Genomic DNA, 19222 nt, shown 5'->3' on the forward strand with positions numbered 1-19222 from the left:
TGACTATATGTTCTATGCGTGCTTAAACATAAGCGCAAAATCGATGCTTTGGAAGAGTTGTTTTGCAAATAGTCCTACTATATAGTCTGGCTTAACTGAGGTATGACCCTGGCGGATTTCCGCGAGAGGCGTCCCCCGAGCTTCTATAAAAACAACAATCGGAGATCGACCCCATGAGCCAGGAACTGCGGCTTATTCGGCGCATCACGCTGAAACTGATTCCCTTCCTGATCCTGCTGTACCTGATCGCCTACGTGGACCGTTCCGCCGTGGGTTTTGCCAAGCTGCACATGGGCGCCGACGTCGGTATCGGCGATGCGGCCTATGGCCTGGGCGCGGGGTTGTTCTTCATTGGCTACTTCCTCTTCGAGATCCCCAGCAACCTGATGCTCGACCGCTTCGGCGCACGGCGCTGGTTTGCGCGGATCATGATCACCTGGGGCGCGATCACCATCGGCATGGCCTTCGTGCAAGGGCCGCACAGCTTCTATGTGATGCGCTTCCTGCTCGGCGCGGCCGAAGCCGGATTCTTTCCCGGCGTCCTGTACTACATCACCCAATGGTTCCCGGTGCGCCATCGCGGCAAGATCCTCGGGCTGTTCATCCTCTCCCAACCGATTGCGATGATGATCACCGGCCCGGTGTCCGGCGGCCTGCTGGGCATGGATGGCATCCTCGGCCTGCATGGCTGGCAGTGGCTGTTCATCGTGATCGGCACCCCGGCGATCCTGCTGACCTGGCCGGTGCTGCGCTACCTGCCGGATGGCCCCAGGCAGGTCAAATGGATGAGCGACGACGAAAAGGCCTGGCTCACCGGTGAGCTGGACAAAGACCTGCAAGCCTACGGCCAGACCCGCCACGGCAACCCGCTGCATGCCCTCAAGGACAAACGCGTGTTGCTGCTGGCGCTGTTCTACCTGCCGGTGACCCTGAGCATCTATGGCCTGGGCCTATGGCTGCCGACCCTGATCAAACAGTTCGGCGGCACCGACCTGGTCACCGGCTTTATCTCCGCCGTGCCGTACATCTTCGGCATCATCGGCCTGCTGATCATCCCGCGCAGTTCCGACCGCCTGAATGATCGCTACGGTCACCTGGCGGTGCTGTATGTGCTCGGCGCCATCGGCCTGTTCTGCAGTGCCTGGCTGAGTGTGCCGGTGCTGCAAATGGCCGCGCTGTGCCTGGCGGCGTTTGCGCTGTTTTCCTGCACCGCAGTGTTCTGGACCTTGCCGGGGCGCTTCTTTGCCGGCGCCAGTGCGGCGGCGGGCATTGCCTTGATCAACTCGGTGGGCAACCTCGGCGGCTATATCGGTCCGTTCGTGATCGGTGCGCTCAAGGAATACACCGGCAACCTCGCCTCGGGCTTGTACTTCCTGTCCGCGGTCATGGTGTTCGGGCTGGTCCTGACCGGCGTGGTCTACCGCGTGCTGGAGCGCAAGCACGTACTGCCCGCCGATCAATTCGCCGCCAGCGCCCGTGGCGCCACACGTACTTAATCTGGGAGAAGTCTGATGCGTTTAGTTCAGTTCGAGTCAAGCAACGGTGAACGCCGGGTCGGCGTTGTAGAAGGCGCCACAGTGCGCGAAGTGCGTACCGCGCGCAGCGTGCGCGAACTGGCGCTGGCCGCCATCGAGGCGGGCGTCAAGTTGCAGCAGCAGGTCGAGAGCCTGGGCCTGGGCGACAGCCATGACTACGCCGCACTGTTGGCCGACCTGAAGATTTTGCCGCCGCTGGACCACCCGGACCCGGCCCATATGCTCATCAGCGGCACCGGCCTGACCCACCTGGGCAGTGCCTCGGCGCGGGACAAAATGCACCAGCAGGCCGGCGATGAGAGCGCCTTGACCGACACCATGCGCATCTTCAAATGGGGCGTGGAGGGCGGCAAGCCCGCTGCCGGCCAGGCTGGCGTGCAACCGGAATGGTTCTACAAGGGCGACGGCAGCATCGTCGTGCGCCCAGGTGAAGCCTTCCCGGTGCCACCGTTTGCCGAAGACGCCGGTGAAGAACCGGAAATCGGCGGCCTGTATGTGATCGGCCCGGACAGCCAGCCCTATCGCCTGGGTTTTGCAGTGGGCAACGAGTTCTCCGACCACATCATGGAGCGCAAGAACTACCTGTACCTGGCCCATTCCAAGCTGCGCAGTTGCAGCTACGGCCCCGAACTGCGCGTGGGCGAGTTGCCCCAGCACCTGGCCGGCACCAGCCGCATCCTGCGTAACGGCGAGGAAATCTGGCGGAACGAATTCCTCAGTGGCGAGGCCAATATGTGCCACAGCCTGGAAAACCTCGAGTACCACCACTTCAAATACCGCCAGTTCCTCAAGCCGGGCGATGTGCACATTCACTTCTTCGGCACCGCCACGCTGTCATTCGCCGATGGTATACGTACCCAACCGGGCGATGTGTTCGAGATCAGCCAGGCCGAGTTCGGCGCGCCGTTGGTCAATGGCGTCGGCAGCAGCGAGGCGGCCTTTGAACCCGGCCAAGTCACCCCCCTTTAAGGAGATCAACATGACCCAGTTCCTCGGCCACAACTACATCGGCGGCCAGCGCAGCGCCAACGGCAGCGTCAAGCTGCACAGCGTCGATGCCAGCACGGGCGAAACCTTGCCGCAGGATTTCTACCAGGCCACGCCGGAAGAAGTCGACGCCGCTGCCAAGGCTGCCGCCGCGGCGTATCCCGCGTACCGTGCGTTGAGTGCCGCGCGCCGTGCGCAGTTCCTGGACGCGATCGCCGACGAGCTGGATGGCCTGAGCGATCACTTCATCGAGCTGGTCTGCCGCGAAACCGCGCTGCCCGCCGCACGTATCAAAGGCGAGCGTGGGCGTACCAGTGGCCAGATGCGCCTGTTCGCCACGGTGCTGCGTCGCGGTGATTTCTACGGCGCACGCATCGACAAGGCGTTACCCGACCGCCAGCCACTGCCACGCCCGGACCTGCGCCAATACCGCATCGGCCTGGGCCCGGTGGCCGTGTTTGGCGCGAGCAACTTCCCCCTGGCGTTTTCCACCGCCGGCGGCGATACCGCAGCGGCACTGGCGGCCGGTTGCCCGGTGGTATTCAAGGCCCACAGCGGGCATATGGCCACGGCTGAACAGGTGGCCAATGCAATCATTCGTGCGGCAGAAGCAACCGAGATGCCGGCGGGTGTATTCAACATGATCTTCGGCGGCGGCGTCGGCGAGGCGCTGGTCAAGCACCCGGCGATCCAGGCAGTGGGCTTTACCGGCTCGCTCAAGGGCGGTCGCGCCTTGTGCGATATGGCCGCGGCACGCCCGCAGCCGATCCCGGTGTTTGCCGAGATGTCGAGCATAAACCCGGTGATCGTGCTGCCCCAAGCCCTGCAAGCGCGAGCGGAAGCGGTCGCACGGGATCTGACCGCATCGGTGGTGCAAGGCTGCGGCCAGTTCTGCACCAACCCTGGCCTGGTGATCGGTATCGCCTCGCCGCAGTTCACCGCGTTTACCCAACAGGTCGCCCAACTGATCGGTGAGCAACCGGCACAAACCATGCTCAATGCCGGCACCCTGAGCAGCTACGGCAAAGGCCTGGAAAAACTCCTGGCGCACCCTGGCATTCAGCATGTGGCCGGTAGCACCCAGGCGGGCAATCAGGCACAACCGCAGCTGTTCAAGGCCGATGTGCGCTTGTTGCTCGAGGGCGATGAAGTGCTGCAGGAAGAAGTCTTCGGTCCTACCACGGTGTTTGTCGAAGTGGCTGATCAAGCCCAGCTCAGCGCTGCCTTGCACGGCCTGCATGGCCAGCTCACGGCGACGATCATTGGCGAACCGGCAGACTTTCAACAGTTCGCCGAACTCACGCCGCTGCTGGAACAGAAAGTCGGGCGCATCCTGCTCAACGGCTACCCGACCGGCGTTGAAGTCTGCGACTCGATGGTGCATGGCGGCCCCTATCCAGCGACGTCGGATGCCCGTGGCACCTCGGTCGGCACCTTGGCCATCGACCGTTTCCTGCGCCCGGTGTGCTTCCAGAACTACCCGGATAGCCTGCTGCCCGACGCGTTGAAAAACGCCAACCCCCTGCGCATCCAGCGCCTGGTGGATGGCACGCCATCCCGCGACTCGCTGTAAATAATCAGGAGGCAACATGTCGTGCATCGCCGTTACTCCGCACCGTGCTCAGTTGGGCGAAGGTCCGTTCTGGGACGCGCCCACCCAGGCACTGTATTGGGTGAATATCGCCGGCAAACAGGCCCTGCGCCTGATGGGCGGGCAGTTGCAGATCTGGCAGTTGCCCGAGCACGTTTCGGCGTTTATCCCGTGTGAACGCGGTGATGCGCTGGTGACCCTGAGCAGCGGTGTCTACCGCCTGGACCTGGCCACCGAAGCCCTGACCCTGCTGTGCGTGGCCGACCCACAACCGGGCAACCGTGGCAATGAAGCGCGCTGCGATGCCCAGGGCCGCCTGTGGCTGGGCACCATGCAGAACAACATCGGCGAACACGGCGAAGACCTGCCGATCACGCGGCGCTCCGGCGGCCTGTTTCGCATCGATGCGGATGCCCAGGTCACGCCGTTGCTCCACGGCCTGGGCATTCCCAACACCTTGCTGTGGAGCGAGGACGGCCGCCAGGTGCATTTCGGCGACAGCCTGGACGCCACGCTCTACCAGTATTCGATCCAGGCCGACGGCCAACTCGAGCCCGCAACGCCGTGGTTCGGGCCGCACTTGCGCGGCGGGCCGGATGGCTCGGCCATGGACAGTCAAGGCTACATCTGGAACGCCCGTTGGGACGGCAGTTGCCTGCTGCGCCTGACGCCCGAGGGGGAGGTGGACCGCATTATCGAGTTGCCCGTGAGTCGCCCCACCAGTTGCGTATTCGGTGGCCCCCACCTCACCACTTTGTATATCACCAGCGCCGCCAGCCCATTGGATCACCCTCTGGACGGCGCGGTGCTGGCCATCGAAGTCGATGTACCCGGCATGCCTTGCCATCGCTTTGCCGGCTAACCCCAAGACTTAAAAACAACAACAAGGAGTCACCCGTATGAATCATCGTCGTCGTGGTATCCGTTCCCTGTGCTGCGCCGCTGTGGCGGTCTCGGCCATGAGCTTGAGCGGGCTGTTGCTGGCCGCTGAAGAAGTGAAGATCGGTTTCCTGGTCAAGCAGGCCGAGGAACCGTGGTTCCAGACCGAATGGGCCTTTGCCGAAAAAGCCGGCAAGGAACATGGCTTTACCGTGATCAAGATCGCCGTGCCCGATGGCGAGAAAACCCTCTCGGCCATCGACAGCCTGGCCGCCAACGGCGCCAAGGGCTTTGTGATCTGCCCGCCGGATGTGTCCCTGGGCCCGGCGATCGTCGCCAAGGCCAAGGCCAACGGCTTGAAAGTGATTGCCGTGGATGACCGCTTTGTCGATGCCAAGGGCAACTTCATGGAGGACGTGCCGTACCTGGGCATGGCCGCCTTTGAAGTCGGCCAGAAACAGGGCGCGGCCATGGCCGCCGAGGCGAAAAAACGCGGTTGGGACTGGAAGGACACCTACGCGGTGATCAACACCTTCAATGAACTCGACACCGGCAAGAAACGCACCGACGGTTCGATCAAATCCCTGGAAGAAGCCGGTATCCCTAAAGACCACATCCTCACCGCCGCACTGAAAACCCTCGACGTCCCCGGCAGCATGGACGCCACCAACTCGGCCCTGGTCAAGCTGCCCAGCGGCGCGAAAAACCTGATCATCGGCGGCATGAACGACAACACCGTGCTCGGCGGCGTGCGCGCCACCGAAAGCGCCGGTTTCGCTGCGGCCAATGTGATCGGTATCGGCATCAATGGCACCGACGCCATCGGCGAATTGAAGAAGGCCAACAGCGGCTTCTTCGGCTCCATGCTGCCGAGCCCGCACATCGAGGGCTACAACACTGCGCTGATGATGTACGAGTGGGTCACCAAGGGCACCGAACCGCCGAAGTACACGGCCATGGATGAAGTGACCCTGATCACCCGCGCCAACTTCCAGGAAGAACTGACCAAGATCGGGCTGTGGAAATGACGGCGGCAGCCCTGCGTTTCGACGCTATCGGCAAGACCTTTCCCGGGGTCAAGGCGCTGGACGGCATCAGCTTCACCGCCCACCCGGGGCAGGTACACGCCCTGATGGGCGAGAACGGTGCCGGTAAGTCGACGCTGCTGAAGATCCTCGGCGGCGCCTATATTCCCAGCAGCGGCAGCGTGCAGATCGGCGCGCAGACCATGGCGTTCAAATGCGCCGCCGACAGCATCGCCAGCGGCGTCGCGGTGATCCACCAGGAGCTGCACCTGGTGCCGGAAATGACCGTCGCCGAAAACCTGTTCCTCGGGCATTTGCCCTCGCGCTTCGGCGTGGTCAACCGGGGCCTGCTGCGCAAGCAGGCCCTGGCTTGCCTCAAGGGCCTGGCGGATGAAATCGACCCCGAGGAAAAACTCGGGCGTCTGTCCCTGGGCCAGCGCCAACTGGTGGAAATCGCCAAGGCGCTGTCCCGTGGCGCCCATGTGATTGCCTTCGACGAACCCACCAGCAGCCTGTCGGCGCGGGAGATCGACCGCTTGATGGCGATCATCGCGCGCCTGCGGGACGAGGGCAAAGTGGTGCTCTACGTGTCGCACCGCATGGAAGAAGTGTTCCGCATCTGCAACGCGGTGACGGTGTTCAAGGACGGCCGCTACGTGCGCACCTTCGATGACATGAGCGCGCTGACCCACGACCAGTTGGTGACCTGCATGGTCGGCCGCGACATCCAGGACATCTACGACTACCGCCCGCGCGAGCACGGCGAGGTGGCGCTCAAGGTCGACGGTTTGTTGGGCCCGGGTTTGCGTGAGCCGATCAGTTTTGAGGTGCGCAAGGGCGAAATCCTTGGCCTGTTCGGGCTGGTGGGGGCAGGGCGCACGGAGCTGTTCCGTTTGCTCAGCGGTTTGGAGCGCGCCAGCGCCGGCAGCCTGGAGCTCTGCGGTGAAGCACTGACACTGCGCTCACCGCGTGATGCCATCGCCGCCGGTGTACTGCTGTGCCCGGAAGACCGCAAGAAGGAAGGCATCATTCCGCTGTCCAGCGTCGCCGAGAACATCAATATCAGCGCCCGTGGCGCCCACTCTTCGTTTGGCTGGTTGCTGCGCGACGGTTGGGAAAAGGGCAATGCCGACCAGCAGATCAAGGCAATGAAGGTCAAAACCCCGACCGCCGCGCAAAAGATCATGTACCTGTCCGGCGGCAACCAGCAGAAAGCCATTCTCGGCCGCTGGCTGTCGATGCCGATGAAGGTCCTGCTGCTGGACGAGCCGACCCGCGGCATCGACATCGGCGCCAAGGCCGAGATCTACCAGATTATCCATAACCTCGCGGCCCAGGGCATTGCGGTGATCGTGGTGTCCAGCGACCTCATGGAAGTGATGGGCATCTCCGACCGCATCCTGGTGCTGTGCGAAGGCGCGATGCGCGGCGAACAGACCCGTGAACACGCGACCGAATCCAACCTGCTGCAACTGGCCCTGCCGCGCGGCCTGGCGAACTGAGAGAAGACCATGACCACTCAAAACAACGCGCTGCCGACGGCACGCAAACCCCTCGATATGCGCGCACTGCTCGACAACTGGGCGATGCTGCTGGCGGCGGTGGGCATCTTTGTCCTGTGCGCCTTGCTCATCGATAACTTCCTTTCGCCGTTGAACATGCGTGGCCTGGGCCTGGCGATTTCCACCGTGGGCATTGCCGCCTGCACCATGCTGTTCTGCCTGGCATCGGGGCACTTCGACCTGTCGGTGGGCTCGGTGATCGCCTGCGCCGGCGTGGTGGCGGCGATTGTGATGCGCGACACCGACAGCGTCATGCTGGGCATCGGCGCGGCGTTGCTGATGGGCCTGATCGTGGGGCTGATCAACGGCATCGTGATCGCCAAGCTGCGGGTCAATGCGTTGATCACCACCCTGGCGACCATGCAGATCGTGCGCGGCCTGGCCTATATCTTTGCCGACGGCAAGGCGGTGGGCGTATCCCAGGACCAGTTCTTTATCTTCGGTAACGGCCAACTGTTGGGCGTACCGGTGCCGATCCTGATCACCATCGTGTGCTTCCTGTTTTTCGGCTGGCTGCTCAACTACACCACCTACGGGCGCAACACCATGGCCATCGGCGGCAACCCGGAAGCGGCGTTGCTGGCGGGGGTGAATGTCGACCGCACCAAGATCCTGATCTTCGCCGTGCACGGCCTGATCGGCGCATTGGCCGGGGTGATCCTCGCCTCGCGCATGACCTCGGGCCAGCCGATGATCGGCCAGGGTTTCGAGTTGACGGTGATTTCCGCCTGCGTGCTGGGCGGGGTGTCGTTGAGCGGCGGCATCGGCATGATCCGTCACGTGATCGCCGGGGTGTTGATTTTGGCGATCATCGAGAACGCGATGAACCTGAAGAACATCGACACCTTCTACCAGTATGTGATCCGCGGTTCGATCCTGCTGCTGGCGGTGGTCATCGACCGCATGAAACAACGCTGAACCCCTTGTCATGTGAGGCTCAAAATGTGGGAGGGGGCTTGCCCCGGTACAAACCGGGGACATCGTTTACATTTCTAACCGGGGACATGGTTTACAGGCTAATACGCATGATCAGGAGGTAACTGATCATGCCCTGGAACCAAGAGTCCCCCATGAATCAAAGAATCAAGCTGGTAGCTGATTGGCTTTCTGGCAACTTCACTAAAAGTCAGTTGGCACGCCGCTTTGACGTTAGCCGACCTACCGTCGATAAGTGGGTTGCCCGGCACGACGGCGATTTGAGGTCTTTATCCGAACTGTCCCGGCGACCTCACAACAGCCCAAATAAAACCGACGACGAGATTTTGGCCCGTGTAGTCGCGATGAAGGAGGCTCACGATAAATGGGGGCCGAAAAAGCTTCTCGAGCTATTACGGCTGGAAGATCCCTCCGTCACCTGGCCCTCTCCAAGTACGGCCGGTCAATGGCTTGACCGACTTGGGCTCGTCAAAAAGCGGCGCTTCAAACGCCGACACAGCATTTCCCACACACAAATGCGAAAGGCCGACGAACCTAACAAGACGTGGTGTGCTGACTACAAAGGGCAGTTCAAGATGCTTAATGCTCAGATGTGCTTCCCTTTGACCGTCACAGACCATGCGTCGCGGCTGATTTTAGCGTGCAGGGCCCATCCCAAGATCATGACCCAGCCTGTAAAACAGGCCTTTGAGAGGCTTTTTCAGGAGTACGGCATGCCGGAAGTTATCCGTTCGGACAACGGGGTACCGTTCGCCTCTCCTGGCCTGGCAAGAATTCCACACTGGCAGTTTGGTGGATTCGGCTGGGTATTTATCCCGAGCGAACCATGCCGGGAAGACCCGCCCAGAATGGTCGCCATGAACGAATGCACCGTAGCTTGAAACTTGAGTTGCCCTTAGGGAAAAACTTAGTCGAGCAGCAGCTTTTGCTGGAGCATTTCAGGCATGAGTTTAATTACGTACGCCCTCACGAAGCGCTCGGCATGAAAAGTCCGGGAGACTTGTATGTGCCGTCCACCCGAATTTATCCAGGGTGCTTGCCCGATGTGGAATATCCGGCAGAAATGAAAGTTCGAAGCGTCAGGCAGGACGGATCGATCAAGTGGAACGGCAAGTTGGTATTTATCAGCGAGGCGCTGTCCGGGGAAAGGATAGGGCTCAAAGAAGCTGAAGATGATGCTTGGGATTTGTACCTGTGTGATTATCCCTTGGGGAGGCTTGGACGAGGTATGACCCGCGTCCAGGCCTCAAATGTGTAAACGATGTCCCCGGTTTCAGATGTAAACGATGTCTACGGTTCTACACCCCGATGGCGGTGTATCAGAAGCAAATATGCAGACTGACACTCCGCAATCGGGGGCAAGCCCCCTCCCACAGTAAAGCGGTTTTAATCGGCGGTGAACTTGAAGACGGTGTTCTGGGTGTAGGTCTGTCCTGGGTTCAGGCGAGTTGAGGCGAAGTTTGGTTGGTTAGGCGCATCCGGAAAGTGCTGGGTCTCCAAGGTAAACCCGCTCCAGTGCAGGTAGGTCTTGCCACCTTTGCCCTTCACCGAACCATCCAGGAAGTTGCTGGTATAGAACTGCACGCCCGGTTCGCTGGTGTAGAGCTGCAAGCGCCGGCCTGACGCCGGGTCGTGCACCTCGGCGGCAAGTTGCTTGACGTCGCCCTTGGTGTCCAGCGCCCAGTTGAAGTCAAACCCACCCTGTTTCGGCTCGGCAAATTTGAGCTGCGGGTGATCTTCCTTGATGTGCTGGCCGATCGGGGTGGGCTTGAGGAAGTCCATCGGCGTGCCCTTGACCGGCGCGAGTTCGCCGGTAGGAATCAAGGTGGCATTCACCGGCGTGTAATGGCTGGCATGCAATGTAGCGACGTGCTTGAGGATGTCGCCGTTACCCGCACCGGCCAGGTTGAAGTAGCTGTGATTGGTGAGGTTGAGTACCGTCGGCTTGTCGGTGGTGGCCTTGTAGTCGATGTGCAGTTCGTTCCTGTCGTTGAGGCGATAGGTGACTTCGGTTTTCAAATTACCGGGAAAGCCCATCTCGCCGTCCTTGGACAGGTAGCTCAGCTTCACGCCGACCGAGTCCTTGTCCTTGACCGGCTCGGCCTTCCACACCTGCTTGTCGAAGCCCTGGGCGCCGCCATGCAGTGAGTTGGGGCCGTCGTTGAGCGGCACCTGGAAGCGCTTGCCATCGAGTTCAAAGGCACCGCCGGCCAGGCGATTGCCGAAGCGGCCGATGGTTGCGCCGAAAAACGCCGTACCGGCTTGATAGCCTTGCACGTCGTCAAAGCCCAGCACCACGTCGTCGACCTTGCCGTTTTTGTCCGGCACTTTCAGCGACTGCAACACGCCGCCGTAGGTGATCACCGTGGCTTGCATGCCGTGGCTGTTGCGCAGGATGTACTGTTCGACGGCGGTGCCGTCGTTGGTTTTACCGAAAGGTTTTTGCTCGCTGCTCAGGCCGGCCGCCTGGGCGCCGCCGCTGGCGATCAGCATGGACAGCGCCAGGCCGGACAGCAGGTATCGAGGGTGCTTCATGGTCGAACTTCCTTTTGTTGTTTTGAGTGGAATAGTTCTACTAATAGCGATATTTTGTCGGTTGAACAGCGAATTTATAGCCTTTAAAGCCGATTTCGTAAAATAAAATAAGACTAATTGATCGAGGCATCCTTTTATGAGTACTGAACACGCCGTTTATCCCGACCTCAAGGGCAAGACCGTACTGATTTCCGGGGGCGCCTCGGGGATCGGCGAATTCATGGTGCGCGCCTTCGCCGTGCAGGGTGCCAAGGTCGGGTTTGTGGACCGCGCGCAAAGCCAGGGCGAACGCCTGGCGGCGTTGTTGAGTTCCCAGGGGCATGCCGTGGAGTTCGTGTGTTGCGACATCACCGATGAAATCGCCTACAAGGCGGCCATAGGGCGCTTCGAACATTCCCTGGGGCCGATCAGCGTACTGGTGAACAACGCCGCCAATGACGTGCGCCACACCCTGGAAGAAGTCGATTCGGAAACCTTCGACAAGCTGATCTCAGTCAACCTCAAACACGCCTTCTTTGCCGCCAAGGCCGTGGTGCCGATGATGAAACGCGCCGGCAGCGGCTCGATCATCAACCTCGGCTCCGTCGGCTGGATGATGGCCTCCGCCGGCTACCCGGTGTACGCCGCCAGCAAGGCCGCCGCCCACGGCATGACCCGCGCGCTGGCACGGGAACTGGGGCCGAACCGTATCCGGGTGAACACACTGGTGCCGGGCTGGGTGATGACCGAAAAACAGCTGGCCATGTGGGTGGATGACGCCGCCAAGGAACTGATCAGCCGCAGCCAGTGCCTGCCCGGCAGCGTACTGCCGGAACACATCGCCAATATGGCGCTGTTTCTCGCGTCCGATGCCTCGGCGATGTGTTCGGCGCAGAACTTTATTGTGGATGGCGGCTGGGTCTGAGCCGAACACGTCAGTTCATGCAACCCAAATCAATGTGGGAGGGGGCTTGCCCCCGATAGCGGTGGTTCAGGCAGTACTTCTATAACTGATCCACCCTTATCGGCGGCAAGCCCCCTCCCACATTTGAACTGCTGTGCTTAGGCGATGGGGTAACGCCTGAACGCCGGATGCTGCTCCAGCCTTTCGGCATGCCGTTGCAGGTTGGGAAATGCATCCGCCTTGACCACCGATGCCACGGTGAACTGGCTGAACGACCAGGCCACCGCCGCCGTAATCGACGCCTGGGTCAATGCTTCGCTGTCGCCCAATTGCTTGTCCAGCAACCCATAGGCCGCAAGCAATTGCCCGCTCACGCGCTCAAGCCATGGCGCATGCAGCTTCTCGGCCGGGCGCAGGTTGTGTTCATAGACGATCTGCACGCTCTTCTCGCAGGCTGCCAGCGCCAGTCCCAGAACGTGCAAGTCCTTGGCCAGTGCCGCAGGTTGCCGGGGCAACAGCTTCCTGTCAGCCGGGGCCAGGGTTTCCAGGTACTCCAGGATCAGGCTGGAGTCCATCAACACCGTGCCATCGTCCAGCACCAGGGTAGGGGCCTTGACCACCGGGTTGATCTGCGCAAATTCGTCGAAGGTGCGGAACACGGACAGGGGTTCATGCACGAAATCCACCCCGTACAGGTCCAGGGAAATAGCCACGCGGCGCACGTAGGGCGAGTCCAGCATGCCGATCAGTTTCATGAAGCCTCCATTGCTATCAGGGTGACGAGCCCAAGAGATTAAGGGCACTCGGTCGCCCGGCGCAATTGTTGATACGCCTGCACCAGCTGCTCCAGGCTGAACGCCAGGTTGCGTCCGCTGGGATTGGGCAGCACCCACACTGACGCACCGCCCAGCACCTTTGGCTGCAAGCCCCAGGCGATCTCGCGTTGGCCGCTCAACGCGCTGTAGCCGGACTTGCCCATGAACGCCACGAAGCGCGGCGCGCAGTGGCGGATCTTGTGTTCAAAGCCCGTCGCGGCCTGGGTGAACTCATGCCGTGCCAATTCGCCCGCGCTGGCCGTGGGACGTTCCACCAACGTGGTCAGGCCGCAGTGGTAGTGCAGCAGCGTACGCCCGTGTTCGGGGCGGATTTCATGGGGCGTGAAGCCGGCCAGGTGCAGGGTGCGCCAGAAGCGGTTGCTGCGGTTGGCGAAATGCAGGCCGAGGGCGGCGGAACCCTTGCCGGGGTTGATGCCGCAGAACACGACCTTCAGGTGTTTGGCGAGAATATCTTCAAGTCTGTCGGCCATGTGGGGGTATCTGAATGTGAGCCAATCGGTAAGATGCGCTTTGAATTCATCCATCCCAAGCGCCTCAGGAGCAGTGAGCATGACCGATTCATCCAGCTATGTCCCACCCAAGGTCTGGACCTGGGACGCCGAAAGTGGCGGCACCTTCGCCAGCATCAACCGGCCCATCGCCGGCGCCACCCATGAAAAGCAATTGCCGGTCGGCAAGCATCCGCTGCAGCTGTATTCCCTGGCCACGCCCAATGGGCAGAAGGTCACCATCCTGCTCGAGGAACTGCTGGCCCTGGGGCACAGCGGCGCGGAATACGACGCCTGGCTGATCAAGATCGGCGACGGCGACCAGTTCGGCAGCGGCTTTGTCGGGGTCAACCCGAACTCGAAGATCCCGGCCTTGATGGACCATAGCGGCGTCCAGCCGATTCGCGTGTTCGAATCCGGCGCGATCCTGCAGTACCTGGCCGAGAAGTTCGGCGCCTTCTTCCCCACCGAGCCGGCGGCCCGCGCGGAATGCCTGTCGTGGTTGTTCTGGCAGATGGGCAGCGCGCCCTACCTGGGCGGCGGCTTCGGGCATTTCTATGCCTATGCGCCGAGCAAGATGGAATACCCGATCAACCGCTTTGCCATGGAAACCAAGCGCCAACTGGATGTGCTGGACCAGCGCCTGGCCGTGAGCGAATACATCGCCGGGGATGAATACACCATCGCCGATATCGCCATCTGGCCGTGGTACGGCGGGCTGGTCAAAGGCCGCTTGTATGGGGCGGCGGAGTTTCTCTCGGTGCACGAGTACAAGCACGTACAGCGCTGGGCGGACGCGATTGAGGCGCGGCCGGCGGTGCAGCGTGGGCGGCGGGTGAATCGGGTGTCGGGCGAGGAACAGTTGCCCGAGCGCCATGATGCAAGTGACCTGGACTGATTGAGATCCAAGTGTGGGAGGGGGCTTGCCCCCGATAGCGGTGGATCAGTCACGGATGTATCAACTGACCCACTGCCATCGGGGGGCAAGCCCACTCCCACATTTTGATCGCCTTATCTTCGATTTACTTGTAGCGCTGTTCGAACACCGCCACCTGTTCGGGCTTGATGAGCTCGAACGGCACCCACACCTCGGACTCGATCGGCTCGCCCTTGATCATCCTGATCGCCGACTGCACCGCCTGAGTGGCCTGGGCCTTGGGGTCCTGGAATACCGACGCCGTGAGCATGCCGCGCTTGATCGCCGCCAGACCGTCGGGCAAGCCGTCGATGCCGATAATCGCAATCTCGCCCTTGGCCTTGCCCGCCTGTTGCAAGGCCATGGCCGCGCCAATCGCCATTTCATCGTTGTTGGCCACAATCGCATCGAACTGCGTGCCGGCCAGCAGCCAGTTGCTGGTCAGGTCCATGCCCTTGTTACGTTGCCACTCGGCGCTTTGCTGCTCCACCACCTTGATGCCGGGAAAGTCCTTGAGCACCTGTTTGACGCCTTCGGTGCGGTCATGGGTGGCGTTCTGCGCGAGGTCGCCCATGATGATCGCCACATTGCCTTTGCCGCCGAGCTTTTCCGCGAGGTAGCGCATCTGCAGTTGCCCGGCCTCGATATCGTTGGATGCCACGGTGACCACGCCCTTGGGCAAGGTGCGCTCATCCGGGTGGCGGTTGACGTACACCAGTGGCGTCTTGGCCGCCACGGCGGCGCGGGTCATGTTGGCGGTGGCGGCGGTGTCCACCGGCAGCACGATCACAGCGTCGACTTTCTGGTTGAGAAAGCCTTCGACCTGGTTGAGCTGGCGCACCACGTCGCCCTGGGCGTCTTCGAACTGGATCTGCACGTCCTGTTGCTTGGCGGCATTTTCCAGGCCGGTGCGCACGTAGGTCATGAAGTTATCGTCGACCCGCGCGATGCTCACGCCGATGCGATACGCGGCGAAGGTCCATTGGCTGAACAGCAGTAAAAACGCAGCAACAAGCAATGAATAGCGATGCATGAGGATGTTCCTTTTATTGTTATAGGGTGAACGCTTGACGGAAACGCTCCAGGGCCAACTCGCTGTCGCCGCTGGCCCAGCCTTCGAGGCCGACCACGCCGTTGTAGCCCATGGCGTGCAGGGCCCTGGCAATGGCCGGGTAGTGGATTTCGCCGGTGCCGGGCTCCTGGCGTCCGGGCACGTCGGCCACCTGGATTTCACCGATGGCGCTGCCTGCGCGCTGGATCAGCTCGATCAGGTTTCCTTCGCCGATCTGCGCGTGGTACAGGTCCAGGTTCATCTTCAGGTGCGGGCTGCCCACGGCTTCGATCAGCGCCAGGGTGTCGTCGGCGCGGGCGAACGGGGTGCCGGGGTGGTCGACCTCGGTGTTGAGGTTTTCCAGCAGGAACACGCGGCCGGCGTCTTCGCCCAGGCGCGCGATTTTTTCCAGCGCCTTGCACGCGCTCAGCCACATGCGCCCGGTGGTCTGGCTCACGGGCTGCACCGGCAGGCCGCCGTCACCCAGGCCGGTGCCGTGCAGGTTGAGACTGGGGCAATTCAGGCGCTCGGCGACGCCGATGGATTCGCGCGCGCTGTCGAGCAGTTGGCGGATGCCGTCGGGGTCGGTGAGGGTGCCGCTGATATAGCCGGTCATCGAAGTGAAATCGGCGCCGGTGGCGGCCAGGGCGCTGATGTCTTTATTGGTCCAGTTCCAGATTTCGGCACTGAAACCCAGTGCATGGATGCGCTTCACGCGCTCGACGAAGGGCAGGTCGAGAAACACCATCTCGGCACTGATCGCCAGTTTGAACGGGCTCATCAGCGGGCTCCCTGCACGGCCACGGCCTTGCCGGTCTCGAACGACTCGATGCAGGCACGGGCAATCGCCAGGGCGGCGCGCGCGTCTTCACCACTGGCCATGGGCTTGGCGCCGCTGCGCAGGCAGTCGACAAAGTGGTTGAGTTCGGCGATGTAGGCGTCGCGCAACAGGTCGGTGTCCATGCGCTGGGTGTCGGCCTGGATGCCCTCGGCCAGGTAGCGCACCAGGTCGGAGTCGTTGAGGCTGCCCATGCTCAGCATGCCGGCGCTGCCGAACACTTCGCCGCGCACGTCGTAGCCGTACACCGCCTGGAAGTTGGCCTCGGCGGTGGCGATGGCGCCGTTGTCGAAGCGGATCGCGACCACGGCGGTGTCGAGGAAGCCTTTGCTTTTGTACTCCGGCGCGATCAATGCGTCGGCCATCACATACACCTGCACCGCTTCGGCACCGGGGTTGAGGTAGCGCAGGGTGTCGAAGTCGTGGATCAGGGTTTCCAGGAAGATCACCCATTGCGGCGAATTGGCCGGGTTGTTGAGTGCCGGGTCGCGGGTCAGCGAGCGCAACAACTGCGGCGTGCCGATGCGGCCGGCCGCCACGTCGAGGTGGGCCGTACGGAAGCTCTTGGCGAAACGCCGATTGAAACCGACCTGCAGCGGCACGCGCGCATCGGCCGCGGCGGCAATGGCGCGGTCGGCTTCGTCGAGGGTGATGGCCATGGGTTTTTCGCAGAAGATCCCCTTGCCGGCGCGGGCGGCGCTGATCACCAGTTCGGCGTGGCTGCGGGCGGGGGCGGCGATGAGGACGCCGTCGATGTCCGGGTCGTCGAGCAGCTGCTGTGGGTCGGTGTAGACCTTGTCCACGCCCAGTTCGGCCGCCAGGCGTGCGGCTTGGCCGGGAGTGGGGTCGGCGATGGCGGCGAGGGTTGCGCCGGGGATGTGTCGCGCAGCGGTCAGGCCGTGGAAGCTGCCCATGCGACCTGCACCGATCAAGCCCAGGCGGATGTTCTGTGTACTCATGAAATAACCCCTTTTTATTGTTGGCCGCAGGACAGCCCTGGCTGGCAAAGGGGCTGGAGCAAAGGTTATGCCAATTTATAACTGTCTGATAATTAAGACTTTATAAAATACAATAAACAAAATGTGTTCATTCTGATGACATGCCTATACTGACATGTCAAAAACATGAACATGGATATCGCCCGATGAGCATGGCGTTCAGCGTACAAGACCTCGACTACCTGGCGGCCCTGGGGCCTGCGGCGCTGAACGACGGCCCGGTTGCTGCGCTGGAACAGGCGTGGCGCGCGTGCCTGGCCGGGCGGGTGCAGCGCCCGGCCGAGGTGCGGCAGGTGATCTGGGATTCCTGGCGCCGCAGTGTCGAGGCGGGTATCGACCCGGATGACAGCCAGTACCGCTTTGTGGCGCCCCACGACCTTTCCGCCACCCTGGCCACTCACCGCGTCCTGATCGCCGCCGCTGCGCAGGTCATGCATGGCCTGCTGGCCTATAACCCGCGCGGGCATATCAACCTCACCGACGCCGAGGGCACCACCCTGTATTTCTGCGGGCTGGACATCACACCCGTCGGCAGCCGCCTGCTCGAATCGGTCCAGGGCACCAACTGCACCGGCCTGGCCCTGGCCGAAGACCGGCTGGTGTACGTGCTGGCCGAGGAGAACTTCGGCAGCGGCCTGCGCCAACGCCGCATGCACTGCGCCGCCACGCCGATCAGGAATGCCCAGGGCCAGACCCTGGCGATGCTGACCCTCACCGCCGAACCCGGCTGGTTTCACTTTCACACCCTCGGCACCGTGCAAGCGGCTGCCGAAGCGGTCTCCCGCCAGATGGCCCTGCAAGCGCTGTTGGAAGAGCAGCAAACCGTGCTCGAAGTGCTTAACGAAGGCCTGGTGGTGCTCGATGAGCGTGGCTGCATCAAGGCGCTCAATCGTTATGCCCGGCAACTGTTCGGGGTGGGGCTGGAGCTGATCGGCAGCCCCTTCCAGCGCCTGGGCCGCAGTGAATTGAGTGACGCCATGCTTTTACGCGGCGGTGAGCCGGTGCGTGACCTCGATTGCACCTTCCACCTGCACGACCGCAGCCAGCTCGCCTGCCTGGTCTCGGTGTGCCCGCTGGAGCAGGGCGGGGTGATCGTGTCCCTGCGCGAAAACCGCCGCATCCGTGAAATCACCCGGCGCATCATCAGCACCCAGGCGCGCTACACCTTCGATACCATCCAGGGCACGTCGCGGGCGATCCAGGACGCGCTGCACCTGGGACGCATCGCCAGTCGCAGTGAATCCACCACCCTGATCCTCGGCGAAAGCGGCACCGGCAAGGAGCTGTTCGCCCAGGCCATCCACAACGCCAGCGACCGCGCCAACGGTCCGTTCGTGGCGGTCAACTGCGGCGCGATCCCACGGGACCTGGTGCAGAGCGAGCTGTTCGGGCACGTCGAAGGCGCATTCACCGGCTCGGCCCGGGGCGGGTCGGCGGGCAAGTTTGAACTGGCGGATGGCGGCACCATCTTTCTGGATGAGATTGGCGATATGTCCTTCGACGCTCAGGTCAGCCTGCTGCGGGTGTTGCAGGAAGGCGAAATTACCCGCGTCGGCGCGAAAAGTTCACGGCCCGTGGACGTAAGGATCATTGCCGCCACCCACCGCAACCTCAGCCAGGCGGTGGCCGAAGGGGCGTTCCGTGAAGACCTCTACTACCGCCTCAACGTCCTGAACCTGACCGTACCGCCGCTGCGCATGCGCCGTGAAGACATCCCGTTGCTGGCGCGGCACTTCCTCACGCGCTGCGCCCGTTCGCTGCGCAAATCGGTACAGGGCTTTGCCCCGGATGCGCTGGAATTGCTCTCGGCCTACGCCTGGCCAGGCAATGTGCGCGAGCTGGAAAACAGCATCGAACGCGCCACCAACCTGGCGACGGGCGAACTGATCCAGGCGGCCGATCTACCCCTGGAAACCAGACCGCGCGCCACGCTGCGCCACCACGAACCTCAGCCCGCCCAGGACCTGAGCAGCCACGAAATGCACGCCATCGTCGCCGCCCTCAAAAGCACCGGCGGCAACATCCGCCTGGCCGCCCGGCAACTGAACGTGTCCCGGGGTGGGCTGTACAACAAGATGAGTCGGTTCGGGTTGAGTGCCGCAGATTTTCGCGGCGCATAGGGTCGACATGTGGGAGGGGTTTTGCCCCCGATAGCCATAGGT

General features: G+C 62.3%; 16 protein-coding genes and 1 pseudogene. 11 read left to right on the forward strand and 6 right to left on the reverse strand.

From position 1 onward, the window contains the following. The first annotated feature begins 173 nt into the window (after window positions 1-173). The 8 genes and pseudogenes from FX984_RS30670 to FX984_RS33345 all read left to right on the forward strand — a co-directional run bounded on the left by FX984_RS30670 (window position 174) and on the right by FX984_RS33345 (window position 9773). The gene (locus tag FX984_RS30670) at window positions 174-1496 is read left to right on the forward strand and encodes an MFS transporter (RefSeq protein WP_027603619.1); all 1323 of its coding nucleotides are present in this window, start codon (window positions 174-176) and stop codon (window positions 1494-1496) included. A gap of 15 nt (window positions 1497-1511) precedes the next feature. Continuing rightward, window positions 1512-2504 carry an AraD1 family protein gene (araD1, locus tag FX984_RS30675; RefSeq protein ID WP_092359072.1) on the forward strand — a complete coding sequence of 331 codons (993 nt, stop codon included), beginning with the start codon at window positions 1512-1514 and terminating at the stop codon, window positions 2502-2504. 10 nt (window positions 2505-2514) lie between these two features. Further along, window positions 2515-4095: an aldehyde dehydrogenase (NADP(+)) gene (locus FX984_RS30680; protein WP_146477611.1), complete on the forward strand. Its 1581-nt coding sequence runs from the start codon at window positions 2515-2517 to the stop codon at window positions 4093-4095. A 16-nt stretch (window positions 4096-4111) separates the two neighbouring features. Beyond that, window positions 4112-4975 carry an SMP-30/gluconolactonase/LRE family protein gene (locus FX984_RS30685; RefSeq protein WP_146477613.1) on the forward strand — a complete coding sequence of 288 codons (864 nt, stop codon included), beginning with the start codon at window positions 4112-4114 and terminating at the stop codon, window positions 4973-4975. Window positions 4976-5012: 37 nt separating this feature from the next. Further along, window positions 5013-6020, forward strand: a complete 1008-nt coding sequence (locus FX984_RS30690) for a substrate-binding domain-containing protein (protein WP_065926374.1) — start codon at window positions 5013-5015, stop codon at window positions 6018-6020. Continuing rightward, complete coding sequence (gene araG / locus FX984_RS30695) at window positions 6017-7519, forward strand: L-arabinose ABC transporter ATP-binding protein AraG (RefSeq protein WP_154905411.1); 1503 nt, start codon at window positions 6017-6019, stop codon at window positions 7517-7519. Before FX984_RS30690 ends, araG begins: the two co-directional genes overlap by 4 nt. A 9-nt stretch (window positions 7520-7528) precedes the next feature. Beyond that, window positions 7529-8497: an L-arabinose ABC transporter permease AraH gene (gene araH, locus FX984_RS30700; protein ID WP_027607587.1), complete on the forward strand. Its 969-nt coding sequence runs from the start codon at window positions 7529-7531 to the stop codon at window positions 8495-8497. A 128-nt stretch (window positions 8498-8625) separates the two neighbouring features. Beyond that, window positions 8626-9773 (forward strand): annotated as a pseudogene (locus FX984_RS33345) (integrase core domain-containing protein). Window positions 9774-9901: 128 nt separating this feature from the next. On the opposite strand, the gene FX984_RS30710 reads toward FX984_RS33345, so the two are convergent. Then, window positions 9902-11050: an aldose epimerase family protein gene (locus FX984_RS30710; protein WP_146478229.1), complete on the reverse strand. Its 1149-nt coding sequence runs from the start codon at window positions 11048-11050 to the stop codon at window positions 9902-9904. 136 nt (window positions 11051-11186) lie between these two features. Between FX984_RS30710 and FX984_RS30715 the strand changes: the two genes are divergently transcribed. Next, window positions 11187-11954, forward strand: a complete 768-nt coding sequence (locus tag FX984_RS30715) for an SDR family NAD(P)-dependent oxidoreductase (RefSeq protein ID WP_027607585.1) — start codon at window positions 11187-11189, stop codon at window positions 11952-11954. Between the two features lie 137 nt (window positions 11955-12091). Here the strand turns inward: FX984_RS30715 and FX984_RS30720 are convergent, their stop codons facing one another. Beyond that, complete coding sequence (locus FX984_RS30720) at window positions 12092-12688, reverse strand: glutathione S-transferase family protein (RefSeq protein WP_027607584.1); 597 nt, start codon at window positions 12686-12688, stop codon at window positions 12092-12094. 38 nt (window positions 12689-12726) lie between these two features. Continuing rightward, a complete protein-coding gene (mug, locus tag FX984_RS30725) occupies window positions 12727-13239 on the reverse strand; it encodes a G/U mismatch-specific DNA glycosylase (protein ID WP_027607583.1) in 513 nt (170 codons plus the stop codon). Window positions 13240-13318: 79 nt separating this feature from the next. On the opposite strand from mug, the gene yghU reads away from it, so the two are divergent. Next, window positions 13319-14155 (forward strand): glutathione-dependent disulfide-bond oxidoreductase, encoded by an 837-nt coding sequence (yghU, locus tag FX984_RS30730; protein ID WP_027607582.1) that lies wholly within the window; start codon window positions 13319-13321, stop codon window positions 14153-14155. Window positions 14156-14279: 124 nt separating this feature from the next. On the opposite strand, the gene FX984_RS30735 is transcribed toward yghU, so the two are convergent. The 3 genes from FX984_RS30735 to FX984_RS30745 are packed head-to-tail and all read right to left on the reverse strand — an operon-like array spanning window position 14280 to window position 17021. Further along, window positions 14280-15206 (reverse strand): sugar ABC transporter substrate-binding protein, encoded by a 927-nt coding sequence (locus tag FX984_RS30735; RefSeq protein WP_027607581.1) that lies wholly within the window; start codon window positions 15204-15206, stop codon window positions 14280-14282. A gap of 19 nt (window positions 15207-15225) precedes the next feature. Further along, window positions 15226-16005 (reverse strand): TIM barrel protein, encoded by a 780-nt coding sequence (locus FX984_RS30740; RefSeq protein WP_065939860.1) that lies wholly within the window; start codon window positions 16003-16005, stop codon window positions 15226-15228. Beyond that, the gene (locus FX984_RS30745; protein WP_146478226.1) at window positions 16005-17021 is read right to left on the reverse strand and encodes a Gfo/Idh/MocA family oxidoreductase; all 1017 of its coding nucleotides are present in this window, start codon (window positions 17019-17021) and stop codon (window positions 16005-16007) included. The genes FX984_RS30740 and FX984_RS30745 overlap by 1 nt, the downstream gene beginning before the upstream one ends. Window positions 17022-17206: 185 nt before the next feature. On the opposite strand from FX984_RS30745, the gene FX984_RS30750 reads away from it, so the two are divergent. Continuing rightward, a complete protein-coding gene (locus FX984_RS30750; RefSeq protein WP_146478224.1) occupies window positions 17207-19180 on the forward strand; it encodes a sigma-54 interaction domain-containing protein in 1974 nt (657 codons plus the stop codon). The last annotated feature ends 42 nt before the right edge of the window (window positions 19181-19222 follow it).

Origin of the sequence: Pseudomonas marginalis, from assembly GCF_008692035.1 — a bacterium.
In the GTDB taxonomy this organism is placed as follows: Bacteria; Pseudomonadota; Gammaproteobacteria; order Pseudomonadales; family Pseudomonadaceae; genus Aquipseudomonas; species Aquipseudomonas marginalis.

Coding starts and splice junctions, on each gene's coding strand:
- FX984_RS30670 (WP_027603619.1), top strand. CDS start 174: ATGAGCCAGGAACTGCGGCTTATTCGGCGCATCACGCTGAAACTGATT.
- araD1 (WP_092359072.1), top strand. CDS start 1,512: ATGCGTTTAGTTCAGTTCGAGTCAAGCAACGGTGAACGCCGGGTCGGC.
- FX984_RS30680 (WP_146477611.1), top strand. CDS start 2,515: ATGACCCAGTTCCTCGGCCACAACTACATCGGCGGCCAGCGCAGCGCC.
- FX984_RS30685 (WP_146477613.1), top strand. CDS start 4,112: ATGTCGTGCATCGCCGTTACTCCGCACCGTGCTCAGTTGGGCGAAGGT.
- FX984_RS30690 (WP_065926374.1), top strand. CDS start 5,013: ATGAATCATCGTCGTCGTGGTATCCGTTCCCTGTGCTGCGCCGCTGTG.
- araG (WP_154905411.1), top strand. CDS start 6,017: ATGACGGCGGCAGCCCTGCGTTTCGACGCTATCGGCAAGACCTTTCCC.
- araH (WP_027607587.1), top strand. CDS start 7,529: ATGACCACTCAAAACAACGCGCTGCCGACGGCACGCAAACCCCTCGAT.
- FX984_RS30710 (WP_146478229.1), bottom strand. CDS start 11,050: ATGAAGCACCCTCGATACCTGCTGTCCGGCCTGGCGCTGTCCATGCTG.
- FX984_RS30715 (WP_027607585.1), top strand. CDS start 11,187: ATGAGTACTGAACACGCCGTTTATCCCGACCTCAAGGGCAAGACCGTA.
- FX984_RS30720 (WP_027607584.1), bottom strand. CDS start 12,688: ATGAAACTGATCGGCATGCTGGACTCGCCCTACGTGCGCCGCGTGGCT.
- mug (WP_027607583.1), bottom strand. CDS start 13,239: ATGGCCGACAGACTTGAAGATATTCTCGCCAAACACCTGAAGGTCGTG.
- yghU (WP_027607582.1), top strand. CDS start 13,319: ATGACCGATTCATCCAGCTATGTCCCACCCAAGGTCTGGACCTGGGAC.
- FX984_RS30735 (WP_027607581.1), bottom strand. CDS start 15,206: ATGCATCGCTATTCATTGCTTGTTGCTGCGTTTTTACTGCTGTTCAGC.
- FX984_RS30740 (WP_065939860.1), bottom strand. CDS start 16,005: ATGAGCCCGTTCAAACTGGCGATCAGTGCCGAGATGGTGTTTCTCGAC.
- FX984_RS30745 (WP_146478226.1), bottom strand. CDS start 17,021: ATGAGTACACAGAACATCCGCCTGGGCTTGATCGGTGCAGGTCGCATG.
- FX984_RS30750 (WP_146478224.1), top strand. CDS start 17,207: ATGAGCATGGCGTTCAGCGTACAAGACCTCGACTACCTGGCGGCCCTG.